Source organism: Gammaproteobacteria bacterium (assembly GCA_015709615.1).
Lineage (GTDB): Bacteria > Pseudomonadota > Gammaproteobacteria > Burkholderiales > Nitrosomonadaceae > Nitrosomonas.
On record CP054179.1, the window covers coordinates 2208538 to 2221201 of the forward strand.

General features: G+C 52.5%; 12 protein-coding genes. 3 read left to right on the top strand and 9 right to left on the bottom strand.

Annotation, left to right across the window (positions count from 1 at the left end; genetic code table 11):
* Nucleotides 1–12 precede the first annotated feature (12 nt).
* A complete protein-coding gene (locus tag HRU77_10615) occupies nucleotides 13–1179 on the bottom strand; it encodes an ankyrin repeat domain-containing protein (GenBank protein ID QOJ21103.1) in 1167 nt (388 codons plus the stop codon).
* Nucleotides 1180–1412: 233 nt separating this feature from the next.
* Here HRU77_10615 and pgeF point away from each other — a divergent pair, with 233 nt between their 5' ends.
* From pgeF to HRU77_10630, 3 genes are all read left to right on the top strand, one after another.
* The gene (gene pgeF, locus HRU77_10620) at nucleotides 1413–2159 is read left to right on the top strand and encodes a peptidoglycan editing factor PgeF (protein QOJ21104.1); all 747 of its coding nucleotides are present in this window, start codon (nucleotides 1413–1415) and stop codon (nucleotides 2157–2159) included.
* A gap of 69 nt (nucleotides 2160–2228) precedes the next feature.
* On the top strand, nucleotides 2229–3047 hold the full coding sequence (locus HRU77_10625) for a ZIP family metal transporter (protein QOJ21105.1): 819 nt from the start codon (nucleotides 2229–2231) through the stop codon (nucleotides 3045–3047).
* Nucleotides 3048–3086: 39 nt separating this feature from the next.
* Entirely contained in the window at nucleotides 3087–3500 is a 414-nt protein-coding gene (locus HRU77_10630; GenBank protein ID QOJ21106.1) for a DUF4019 domain-containing protein, read from the top strand.
* A gap of 30 nt (nucleotides 3501–3530) precedes the next feature.
* On the opposite strand, the gene HRU77_10635 is transcribed toward HRU77_10630, so the two are convergent.
* The 8 genes from HRU77_10635 to plsX form a co-directional block, all read right to left on the bottom strand.
* Nucleotides 3531–6113 (bottom strand): glycosyltransferase family 39 protein, encoded by a 2583-nt coding sequence (locus tag HRU77_10635; protein QOJ21107.1) that lies wholly within the window; start codon nucleotides 6111–6113, stop codon nucleotides 3531–3533.
* A 47-nt stretch (nucleotides 6114–6160) separates the two neighbouring features.
* A complete protein-coding gene (mltG, locus tag HRU77_10640; GenBank protein ID QOJ21108.1) occupies nucleotides 6161–7156 on the bottom strand; it encodes an endolytic transglycosylase MltG in 996 nt (331 codons plus the stop codon).
* Between the two features lie 17 nt (nucleotides 7157–7173).
* Nucleotides 7174–8415: a beta-ketoacyl-ACP synthase II gene (gene fabF / locus HRU77_10645; GenBank protein QOJ21109.1), complete on the bottom strand. Its 1242-nt coding sequence runs from the start codon at nucleotides 8413–8415 to the stop codon at nucleotides 7174–7176.
* A 36-nt stretch (nucleotides 8416–8451) separates the two neighbouring features.
* Nucleotides 8452–8694: an acyl carrier protein gene (acpP, locus tag HRU77_10650; protein QOJ21110.1), complete on the bottom strand. Its 243-nt coding sequence runs from the start codon at nucleotides 8692–8694 to the stop codon at nucleotides 8452–8454.
* 203 nt (nucleotides 8695–8897) lie between these two features.
* Nucleotides 8898–9641 (bottom strand): 3-oxoacyl-ACP reductase FabG, encoded by a 744-nt coding sequence (gene fabG, locus HRU77_10655; protein ID QOJ21111.1) that lies wholly within the window; start codon nucleotides 9639–9641, stop codon nucleotides 8898–8900.
* 50 nt (nucleotides 9642–9691) lie between these two features.
* Nucleotides 9692–10633 (bottom strand): ACP S-malonyltransferase, encoded by a 942-nt coding sequence (fabD, locus tag HRU77_10660; GenBank protein ID QOJ21112.1) that lies wholly within the window; start codon nucleotides 10631–10633, stop codon nucleotides 9692–9694.
* Between the two features lie 3 nt (nucleotides 10634–10636).
* Nucleotides 10637–11593 (bottom strand): ketoacyl-ACP synthase III, encoded by a 957-nt coding sequence (locus HRU77_10665; GenBank protein ID QOJ21113.1) that lies wholly within the window; start codon nucleotides 11591–11593, stop codon nucleotides 10637–10639.
* Nucleotides 11593–12633: a phosphate acyltransferase PlsX gene (gene plsX / locus HRU77_10670; GenBank protein QOJ22141.1), complete on the bottom strand. Its 1041-nt coding sequence runs from the start codon at nucleotides 12631–12633 to the stop codon at nucleotides 11593–11595. Before plsX ends, HRU77_10665 begins: the two co-directional genes overlap by 1 nt.
* Nucleotides 12634–12664: the final 31 nt, after the last annotated feature.

Sequence of the window (12664 nt, forward strand, 5' to 3'; positions counted from 1 at the left end):
AGCGGGAATGAATTATTTGACGGCGGCTTGCAATATTTCGATGATGGCCGGATCCTTGGCTATTTCAGCCGCGGTTTTCTCGGTTTTGCTTTTGATTCTCGGGTTGGCGCCTTTGGCCAGCAGTGTTTTCACGGTATCGGCATGATCGTGCAATGCGGCCCACATCAAAGCGGTTATGCCATCTTCGTTTTGCAGGTCGATTTTTGCGCCGTTTTCCAGCAATACGTCAATGACGGCCGTATGGCCGTTTTGCGCTGCCAGAATCAGCGGCGTGAATCCGTTGGTCGCGCGGTGATCGACTTTGGCGCCGTGCTTGAGCAGCGCCTTGACCACATCGGTGTGACCGATCAGCGCCGCGAGCGTGAGCGGGGTTGCGCTATTTTTGTCTTGTACATCCACTTTGGCGCCTTTTTCCAGCAGTGCATTGACAATTTCGATGTGGCCGTTTTGCGCGGCGATGAAAAGCGGTGTGGTATCGTTGATCGCGATCAAGTCAACCGGCGCATTCTGTGCCAGCAGCATTTTGACAATCTCAGTATGGCCGTTCCTGGCCGCCATGTACAACGCAGTGGTATTGTCGGCGGCTTGCGCGTCGATTTTTGCGCCCTTTTCCAGCAATTTGCCGACGGTACCGGTTCTGCCGTCCATCGCGGCGATGATCAGGGCAGTGAGCTTGTCCTGCGTTTGTAAATGAATGTCCGCGCCTTTTTCCAGCAGCGTGTCGACAATGCCTTCATGTCCCTTCTGGATCGCCAGCATCAACGCGCTGATGCCGTCCGTTGTCTGCACATTAATCTGCGCGCCTTTTGCCAGCAATGCGTTGACCACAGCGGCATGGCCGTTTTTGGCGGCGATGATCAGCGCGGTAGCGCCACCGGCGTTTTTCAGATTGACATCGGCATTTCTTTCCAGCAGCAAATTGACGTTATCGGCGTGACCGTATTGCGAGGCGACGATCAGCGCGCTGAATCCCTTGTCATTCTGATAATTGACGTTGACTCCCTTGTCCAGCAACTGCTTGAGGTTTTCCGGTTGTCCGGAGAATGCCGCTTTAAGGAATTCGGCTTCATCATCGGCAGTGGCAGCGGCGCTGGCGGCAGAGACGATCAGCATGGCGGCTATAGCTGGAAGAATAATGAATGCATGCGTAAAATTTACAAAGTTTTTTATATAATTCATCGGTGATACCTATATCGGGCTCGTGTTGTTGTAATCGATTTCCGGGATTTAATTACGGAATAAACGGATCCATGCACTTGGCATGGACGATGGATGGTTACTTTTCATGGCCGATATTTTAACTCAGAAATATCTTTTCTTCGTCCTAATTGGTTGGTTAAGATAAGCGTTTTATGTTTGCCGGGGAAGCAAGTGGCGCACTCACGGCGATTTTAAATGATTGATCGATTCCTATGCATGATTGGATAATTCCCGATTGGCCGGCTCCTGCCAATGTCAAGGCATTGTTTACCACTCGCAGCGGCGGTATCAGCAGCGGGATGAACGGCGTTTACGCTTCATTGAATCTGGGGGCGCATGTCAATGATGATCCGGCGCACGTGACCCGCAATCGCGCGCTATTGCGCTACCATTTGCCGAACGAGCCGAAATGGTTGAAACAAGTGCACGGCACCTTGCCCATCTGGATCGACGAGACAGAAGCGACAACACCGCAGGGCGATGCGGTGCTGAGCCGCACCCAAGGCACGGTGTGCGCCGTTATGGTGGCCGATTGTTTGCCGGTGTTTCTGTGTGACAAAGCAGGAACCGCGGTGGGCATTGTACATGCCGGATGGCGCGGGCTGGCCGGCGGGATCATTGAGCGGTCGGTTGTCGCGATGCAAGGCGATCGCGGCCGGTTGATGGCGTGGCTCGGACCGGCCATCGGGCCGGATCACTTTGAAGTCGGCAGCGATGTGTACGACGCTTTTGTGCGGAATGACGCGCAAGCCTCGCAGGCTTTCAAATCCAGAGAAAGCGGGCGGGGGGAAAAATGGCTGGCGGATATTTTTCTGCTAGCACGGCAACGATTGAACAGTTGCGGTATAACGGAAATTTACGGCGGCGGCGTTTGCACTTATAGCGATCCGGCGCGTTTCTTTTCGTACCGCCGCGATGGCGAGACCGGGCGAATGGCGGCGTTAATCTGGCTCGAATAAATTCATTAACTGATTAATTTATTACGCTGTAACAGCGTATAATCCGGCCTTTCTTTTGTCATCGGTTCTATGTCGACGCTTACCTGGATCATAACCGCCAGCTTGCTGGGAGGGGTGCTGAGTTTGCTATTTGCCGCAATACTGGCGCTCAATGCCCGGGTGTCGTGGCTTGCCATGCTGGTGTCGTACGCCATTGGCGCATTGCTCGGCGCCGCTTTCCTGAATACGTTGCCGGAAGCGCTTGAACTTTCCGACAATCCGGCGCAGATCACCGGCATCGTGTTGCTCGGTATTCTGGTTTTTTTTATCCTAGAAAAACTGGTCTTGTGGCGTCATTGTCATTTGGAAGATTGCGAAGCGCACGATCTGACGCACACGCATGATGCTCCGGCAGCCGCAATTCCTTCTTCAAGTAGTCACCATGCCCATGATCACGGCCGCAGCGGGATTATGATCATAGTGGGCGATACCTTTCATAATTTTGTCGACGGCATCTTGATCGCGGCGGCTTTCATGGTGGATGTGCAATTGGGTATCGTGACATCGATCGCGATTATCGCGCATGAAATCCCGCAGGAAGCGGGGGATTTTATTATTCTGCTGAACTCGGGTTATACCCGCCGCATGGCGTTTCTGCTGAACCTGCTGTCCAGCTTTGCTACGCTGGTGGGCGGAGTATTGGCTTATTTCATGTTACATAACATGAATTTCCTGGTGCAGCCGCTACTGGCGATCGCTTCTGCCAGCATGATCTATGTGGCGATGTCGGACTTGATTCCGGGATTGCACAAACGCCCGGAAATTCATGCGACGATTCAGCAGGTGACATTGATTTTACTGGGCATTGCGTCGATTTGGATCACGGGAAGTTTTTTTCCGCATGACTGACGGCATGTTCCGGAAACTTTACTGACGAGGTATGCAACGATGAAACGATTGATTGTACTGTTATTGCTGCTTTTTTGTGTCAGCGCCGTGCATGCGCAAGAGGGCAATATCCTTGAGAAAGTGGAAAGCAGCGCGCGCGCCTGGCTTGGCTTAATCGATAGCGGAAACTATCAAGAGAGCTGGGAAAACGCCTCAACGCTATTCAAGGAAAAAACATCCGAAGCGGCATGGGTCAAATCGATTACCGCCATCAGGACAGCGCGTGGCGCGATGAGCGCGCGCTATATCGCCACCGCCGGTTCGACGAAATCGTTATCGGGATTACCCGATGGGGACTATGTCGTATTGCAGTTTTATACGACGTTTTCGGAAAAAGGTCTGGCACTGGAGACGATCACGCTGACGAAAGCGCAAGATGACGCGTGGCAGATCGCTGCTTATGAAATCAAGTGAAATACCGAATTCTCGCGCTGCTAGGGAAGCTCAACTGGCACCCTTGAATCCCTGCGAAATCCGATAATAGACGCGCCGCACCGGTGTGCCGTAGCGTTCGATAACGCGGTATTCGATGGAACCGGGATTGTCGAGCATGGGGTTGACGTTGGTGGTTCTTGAGCGGATTTTTTCCAAATGACGGCGCTTCATGCCGACCTGGATAATCGGGCGAACGGAAGGTTCTTGCGATGGCAGCCAGTATTCGTACATGGCGCCGCTATCGCCAAACATATTGCGTGAGCGGATATCCAATTGATCGCCATGGGTATAAAAATAGAGCGCGCTGGCGACAGCCCATTTGCTCATGCCGACAATAATGGGATCCTGGTCTGTCTGTCGCTTTACTTCCGCGGCAATTTGCTTGATTTCATGGGCCGTTTCCCGCCAGAAATAATGTTCCGTGAATAAATGATAGGGAATGCCCGGTATTCCCAACACCACATAGTGCAGCACAAAAGCGTAAGCAAAGATGCAAGTAATGATGGTTAGCCGCCAGCTGGCTTGAATACGTTTGGCGAACGTGCTGACCTGGCCGGTTTGTCCGATCATCCAGGCGATAGCGGGCAGAACCGCGAGCCAGAGCGGGATGGTCCAATGAAAGTGCGGTGCGTCAAAAGCGCTGACGGCGAGAAAAAAGAAAAAGGGGACGGCGGTAAAAATCTGCACAAATAACTGGCGTCTGCGTTCAAATTTCCGGTTCTCGGACCGCTTGACCGGAAGCAGCGCAAGTATCGCCGCCGCAAAGCCGATTGGAGTCAGTAATACCAGGATATGAAAAATCAAGTGATGAACGGCGAAGTGATGGCGGACGTTCACCAGTCGATTGAATTGAAAAACAAACGATGCCCAATCATTTTCGTAGTTCCAGATCAGCACCGGTGAAAAAAGCGCCAGCGCCGATAGTACGGCTAGGTAAGGGTGCGGGCGTTTCATCCAGTGCCGTGCCGCCGGATCCGAAATGATAAAAATAAACGCCGCGATACCCAGTAGCCCGATGGTATATTCGGATAGTAATCCGGCGCCGAAGGCGATTCCCGCGCCTAGCCATGCCGCGCGCCGGCCGGCAAGCAGCGCACGTTCCATGTAATACAGTGTGGCGGCCCAAGCGGCAATCAATGGTGCGTCGGGGGTCATCAGCAAACCGGAGCCAAACCCCAGCGGCAGAATCACCAGTAACAGCAAGGTGCGCATCGCCGTGGATTTGTCATACAGGTTTTGCGCCAGTCCGTATAAATACCCCATCGTGATCAGGCCGCACAGCAGTGCGCCGATACGCACGCCGAATTCATTGTGCCCGAGAAGGGAAGTGCCGAACCAGACTAACCAAGCGACCATGGGCGGGTGATCGTAGAAACTGAGATCCATGTGCTGGGCATACTGCCAGTAATACGCTTCGTCCGGTATGAGTTGCGCCAGGCCGGAATATACCAGACGCAACATGATGGCAAAGAGCACAATGCCGATTGCCGCAGTGCGCCAGCGTATTTCCAATGAAGGCAGATCCTTTTCGCTAGGAAATACATAAAAGGCCGAGCCGAGGTAATTCACCGCGGCGGTGACCACAATGGCGGGAAAAATCGCCAGCATGGGTGGCACATGCCAAACATAAACCAGCAAGGCCAAAACGCCGCCGCGCAATAGCAGCGCCAGCGCGCCGACCGTCAGAAAACGGCCGAACTGGTGCCATTTGAGATAGCCCGCATGATGTTCGCGGAACGACCACTTGGAGTTCAACGTGTAGTTGGTGACCGCGGCGACAAAAAAACTGACGAAGTGCGCTAGCGCCAGCCCGGCATCGCGGCTGATCATCCAGTGGAAAATAAAAGCGTCGATCAACGCGCCGGATAACCCGACCAGAGCAAAACGTCCGGCGGTATTCAGCGTGGCTGTGCCGCCGGCCAACGTGATCAGGCGTTGAATATAGGCTTGCTGGTGAGACAGCGATAATTTCGATGCGCCCTGAGTGCGATCACGGAAACAGATCGGCACTTCGGTGACACGCAATTTACCTTGGTTGGCCATCAGCAATTCGAGCAAAATCTTATAGCCATGCGCTTGATTGGAAATGCTCGCCGCCAGTTCGCGGCGGAATGCGAAGAAACCGGAAGTGGCATCGTTCACGTCGCATAGCGGACGGGCGATCCAGCCACCGGCACGCGACAGCAGCCGCCGGTGCCACGGCCAGTTTTCCGTGCCGCCGCCTTGAACATAGCGGCTGCCGATAGCGACATCATAATGGCCGTGCAATACCGGAGTGACAACCGCCGGCAAATGTTCCGGCGAGTGACTCAAATCAGCGTCCATGACGACGATGACTTCGCTGCGGGCTGTTGCTACACCGGCCAGAATCGAGGCGGTAAGATCCGGTTTTTCGCGCCGTTCGATCAGATGGACGTTAGCCCGGTTCTTCCAGGCGCGCACTTTATCCGGCGTGCCATCTGCCGAGCCGTCGTCGACGAAAATAATTTCAAAACTATCCGCACCGAAGTCGACGGCGAGTAAATGGGTTAACAGTGAATCGATATTTCCGGCTTCATTCAATGTGGGCACTACAATGGAAAATTGGGTCATGTAGTTGCGCGCATTAGCAGTGAGAGGTGATGGTTTGCGGCATGGTTTTATTTTTGCTGCTTCTGGTATTTATTAACCGCTTTATTATGATCTGTCAGATTCGTGGAAAACTGGGATTCCCCATTGCCTTTTGCCACAAAATACAACGCATCCGTTTCAGCCGGATTCAACGCCGCGCGAATGGACGCTAAACTGGGCAAGGCGATCGGGGTGGGCGGTAAACCTGCGCGAGTATAAGTGTTGTATTCCTGGTCGGCAAGCAAATCCTGCTTGCGCAGATTGCCGTCAAATTGCTCACCCAGGCCGTAAATGATAGTGGGATCCGTTTGCAGACGCATGCCTTTACGTAGCCGGTTGATGAATACCCCGGCTATTTCGGCGCGATCGCTTTCCACACCGGTTTCTTTCTCGATAATGGAAGCCAAAATGAGTGCTTCATAAGGCGAAGCCAGCGGCAAAGATTGCGCACGCGACTCCCAGCTCGTCTGCAGGTGATTTTGCAGGGTGCGATAGGCGCGTTGCAGGATTTCGATATCGCTGCTGTCCCTGACAAAAAAATACGTATCGGGGAAAAATAATCCTTCGGCAGCGGTTTCCGTTGCGCCAATCAAATGCAGGATTTCTTGATCGCTCAACCCGGCGGTACGGTTTTGTATGGCCGGGTGCTCGACGAGCATTTTTTTTAGTTGTGCAAAGGTCGAACCTTCAACAATTCTGATTTCACTCTGCTTGGCATCCCCTTTGGTCAGATAGTTCAGCAACGCGATCTGGGTGATGTTCTCGGTCAGCAAATAATCCCCGGCTTTGACGGCGGATTCCAGATTCAGATAACGCGCCAGCACGATCAATGACCATTTGCTGTGAATTACACCGGTGTCGGCCAGTTGCTGCGCGACTTGCTTCAGGTTGCTGCCGTGCTGGATGGAAAATTCATACGGTTTGACTGGCAGTGTAATACTGGAATGCACATGAAGATAAAACCATCCGATGGCCAGGATGGTTGAGAAAAAAGCGTAGAATAAGAGGCGTTTCAGCGTGTGCATGCGCCACCGGTGGAGGGTTATACACTACGGAAAACGAGTGTTCCGTTAGTCCCTCCAAAACCGAAGGAGTTGGAAAGCGCAACTTTGATGTTCATGTCTCTTGCGGTATTGGGAATGAAATCCAGATCGCACTGCGGATCTTGGTTGACGAGATTGATTGTTGGCGGGGCAATACAATGATGGATGGCGAGCACGGAGAAAATCGCTTCAACACCGCCAGCGGCACCCAGCAAGTGTCCGGTCATCGATTTCGTCGAGCTGACCGTAAGTTTGCCGGCGTGATCGCCGAAGCAACGTTTTACCGCAATGGTTTCGGCGATATCGCCCAATGGGGTGGAAGTGCCGTGTGCATTGACGTAATCAACTTCGGTTGTGTTTATACCGGCATTTTTGAGTGCATTGCTCATGCAGCGTGCCGCACCTTCACCGTCATCGCACGGTGCGGTCATATGAAAGGCATCCGCGCTCATGCCGAAACCGGCCAATTCGGCATAAATTTTTGCGCCACGGCGCTTGGCATGTTCCAGTTCTTCCAGCACCAAAACACCGGCGCCTTCGCCCAGAATAAAACCATCCCGGTCCACATCCCAAGGGCGGCTTGCAGACTCCGGATTGTCGTTGTTTACGGATAAAGCCTTGGCAGCGGCGAATCCGCCGATAGCAAGCGGCGTTACGCAGGATTCCGCGCCGCCGCACACCATCACATCGGCGTCGCCGTATTCGATCATGCGGGCTGAGTAGCCAATGCTGTGCGTGGCTGTGGTACAAGCGGTCACAATCGCAATGTTGGGGCCTTTGTAACCGTACATGATGGATAAATTACCCGCGATCATGTTGATGATCGTGCTAGGGATGAAGAACGGGGATATTTTGCGCGGCCCGCCTGCGTGATACGCGGTATCGGTATTCTCGATCATCGGCAAACCGCCGATGCCCGAGCCGATATTGACACCTATTTTTTCCGCATCGAGATGGGAAATATCATCGATACCGGCGTCTTTGACGGCTTGAATCGCCGCAGCCATGCCGTAATGGATAAAAACGTCCATGCGGCGCGCTTCTTTTGCCGATAGATATTGCTGTACATCGAAATCTTTTACTTCACCTGCTATTTGTGAAGCAAAACTCGATGCATCAAAACGGGTTATCCGGGTAATGCCGGATTTTCCTGCTACGATGCTTTCCCATGCGCTGGATACCGTGCTGCCGACAGGCGACACGATACCCAATCCGGTAACGACTACCTTGCGTTTGGACAAAATAACTCCGCTTACTTATTCTTGAAAAACAAAGTATTAACTGGCGCTGGTGTGAGCGGTGACGTAATCAATCGCTTCCTGAACGGTATTTATTTTTTCAGCTTGCTCGTCGGGGATTTCGCATTCGAATTCTTCTTCCAATGCCATGACCAATTCAACCGTATCGAGCGAGTCCGCTCCCAGATCATTGACGAAAGATGATTCGTTTTTGACTTCTGCTTCATTGACACCAAGTTGTTCAGCTACAATTTTTTTAATACGCTGCTCAATATTTTCCATCTAGGTATTTCCTTTTCAGGTAAGAAAAATGCGTGCCATTCTAACAAATTTTGCATGTCAGCAAAACCAAAACATAACTGCTGATAGAAATCGCACTGACTTTAAACATTTAGTTAGGTGGCGCATTATAAAAAACTTTCTGTGATTGTTTTGTGATTAATGAGTTTTGGCAATCTCGATGGTATCGATGCCGAATCTCGATATTAATCCATATACATACCGCCATTCACGTGTAGCGTTGTGCCGGTGATATAACCTGCCACGGATGAGGCCAGAAACGCTACCGCTGAGGCGACTTCTTCCGGACGTCCCAACCTTCCCAAGGGGACATGCTGAATCAAGTTTTGTTGAAATTCATCGGCCAGAGCCCGGGTCATATCGGTGTCAATGAAACCGGGCGCAATGCAGTTAACGGTTATATTGCGACTGCCTACTTCACGAGCCAACGATTTACTAAAGCCGAACATGCCGGCTTTGGCGGCGGCATAATTGGCTTGCCCGAGATTACCCATGGCGCCGACCACGGAGGATATATTGATGATGCGGCCGTAACGGGCTTTCATCATGGCGCGGAGGACTGCGCGGCTTAACCGGAATACCGATTTTAAATCGGTTTCCAGAATGGTATCCCATTCCTCGTCTTTCATGCGAACCAATAAGTTATCCCGCGTGATTCCGGCGTTGTTAACCAGTATTTCCACCTCACCGAATTTTTCCCGTACGGTTTGCATGGCGTGGTTGATCTGTTCGGTATCGTTTACGTTTAAAGCGATACCCATGCCTTTGATGCCGGCCTTTTCCAGATATTGGTTGATCGAGCTGGCGCCGTTTTCCGTGGTTGCTGTCCCGATGACGATGGCACCCGATTGACCCAGTTTGAGTGCGATGGCTTGCCCGATACCCCGGCTGGCGCCGGTGACTAAAGCTATTCTATTTTCCAAAATCATATCTCCATAAAATGAGCCATGATCGTATGCTGCGAGTATTCATTGTAATGCTATATCCAAGAATTATTAATGGCTTGCCGGATGGCTTCACTATCGGCCAGCGACAATTGTTGCAGGTTTTGATCGATGCGTTTGTTCAGTCCGGCCAATACTTTTCCCGGTCCGCATTCAATAACATGGGTGATACCGGAAGCGGCGAATGCTTTGATGGTATCCACCCAGCGCACCGGAGCGGTAAGCTGGCGCACGAGAATTTCTTTGATGTCCGCGGCATCGCTATGTGTTTTCACGTCAGCATTATGCAAAACCGGAATTTTGGGCGATTGCAGCGCAACTTGCTGCAGTTGTTGTTTCATCTTGTCAGCCGCCGGTTGCATCAACGAGCAATGCGATGGGATGCTCATCGGTAACATGATGGCCCGTTTCGCGCCTTGCGCCTTGGCCGTTTCGATGCCGCGTAAAATGGCATTCTTGTGCCCGGCAATGACGATCTGTCCGGGGGAATTGTAATTGGCCGGTTCGAGCGATTCTTCAGTATTCTGACTGGTGATGTCGCGGCAGATCGCTGCCACGATGTCATCATTCAATCCCAGTATCGCCGCCATCCCGCCGACACCTTCCGGAACGGCTTGTTGCATGGCTTGTGCGCGAAAACGCACCAATGCCAAGGCATCGGCGAAACTCAGTGCTTCGGATGCGACCAGCGCGGTATATTCACCCAGGCTATGCCCAGCCATCAGTGCCGGTTTTCCGCCGCCAAGATCAGTCCAAGCGCGATACACCGCTATTCCCGCGGTTAGCATCAGCGGCTGCGTATTGATGGTGAGATTGAGATCATCCGCGGACCCGTTACTGACCATGGCCCAGAGATCCTGCTTCAGAATATCCGATGCTTCTTGGAAGGTTTGTTGAATGACGGGTAAATCGGCGTATCCATTCATCATGCCGACCGATTGTGACCCTTGACCGGGAAATACCAATGCAAATTTCATAAATTACCAGCGCAGTAAGACTGCTCCCCATGTAAACCCGCCACCGACACCTTCCAATAAAATCAATTGATCGCGCTGAATACGTCCGTCGCGTACGGCGATGTCCAATGCGAGCGGAATCGAAGCGGCGGAGGTGTTGCCATGCTTGTCCACGGCCACGACCACTTTGTCCATCGGCAATCCAAGTTTCTTGGCGGTCGATTGGATAATCCGGATATTGGCCTGATGCGGGATCAGCCAGTCGATATCGGTGGATTGCAGATTGTTTTTTGCCACCGCTTCCTGTACGACTTCTTCCAGGACTTTGACGGCAAACTTGAAAACGGCGTTGCCTTCCATATTGATGTACGGTGTGCCTTGCACTTTCCCGCCGCTGATAAATCCCGGTGCGGAGAGAATATTGCTGTGGCTGCCGCTGGCGTGCAGATGGCTCGATAAAATGCCGGGCCGATCGCTTTGCGAAAGCACCACGGCACCTGCGCCGTCACCGAATAGAACACAGGTGCTGCGATCGTTCCAGTCCAGTATCTTGGAATAGATTTCGCTGCCCACCACCAGCGCATTACGGCACTTACCGGAACTGACAAACATATCAGCGGTGGCGAGCGCATAAACAAAACCGCTACAGACCGCTTGCACGTCAAAGGCCGGACAATTTTCGATGCCCAGTTTGTTTTGTAAAATACAGGCCGTGCTTGGAAAAATCATGTCTGGCGTGGTGGTGGCGACAATGATCAGGTCGATGTCTTGGCTGGTGACGCCAGCTGCTTGCATGGCATTCCGGCATGCATGCAACGCCAGATCGCTGGCCACTTGATCTTCCCGGGCGATATGCCGCTGCGTAATGCCGGTGCGCGTGCGGATCCATTCATCACTGGTATCCACCATGCGTTCCAGGTCTGCGTTGGTGAGAATCTTCTCCGGTAAATAGCTACCTGTTCCAGTGATCCTTGAGTACATTATCGTGTTATTTCTTTAGAAGAAGTTTGAGCATGACGGGAAAATTCGGCGACCCGCTCGCTAATACGCCGCAACATTCCGCCGCGTACCTCATCGGCGGCGCGCTTGATGGCGAAACCGAAAGCGTATTTGTCGGCGGAGCCGTGGCTTTTAATCACAATGCCGCGTAATCCCAGAAAACTTGCGCCATTATAACGCCGATGGTCGACCCGGCGCTTGAAAGAATTGATAACCGGCATGGCAATCACACCGGCCATTTTTGTCAACAGATTGCGTTTGAATTCCTCGCGCAAGTAAGTGGCCAGCATTTGCGCCAAGCCTTCCGAGGTTTTGAGCGTGATGTTGCCGACAAAGCCGTCGCATACCACGACATCCGTCGTTCCTCTGTAAATATCGTTGCCTTCCACGTTGCCATAAAAATTTAGCCCGCTATTGCGCAATAACTCGGCTGCCTGCTTGACAATTTCATTGCCTTTGATTTCTTCTTCACCGACGTTGAGCAAGCCGACGCTGGGGGATGCTTTATTCTCCACGGAAGACACCAAGGATGCACCCATGATGCCGAATTGGAACAAATGCTCCGCCGTACAATCGACGTTGGCGCCCAAGTCCAATACATAGGTGTGGCCGGTGCTGGTCGGTAATATCACCGCCAGTGCCGGGCGATCGACGCCTGGGATCGTTTTTAAGACAAACCGGGAGGTGGCCAGCAATGCGCCGGTATTTCCGGCGCTGATACAGGCTTGCGCCTCGCCAGTTTTGACGAGGTTAACAGAAACCCGCATGGAGGAGTCTTTTTTGCCACGCAAAGCGGTTGCCGGTGACTCGTCCATACCGACCACTTCACTGGCCGGATGCAGGCGGATTCTCGGACCGAATTCGGATTTGGCCGCGCGCAACTCGGCTTCGATGGCATCGGGAATACCGACCAGAATAATATTGGCTTCAGGATCCTGATGTAAATAGTCAAGCGCGGATGGAACCGTTACATGGGGGCCATGATCACCCCCCATGCAATCTATTGCTACCGTGATATCCAATTTCAATGCTCTTGCGACTGGGAGAGGCTAT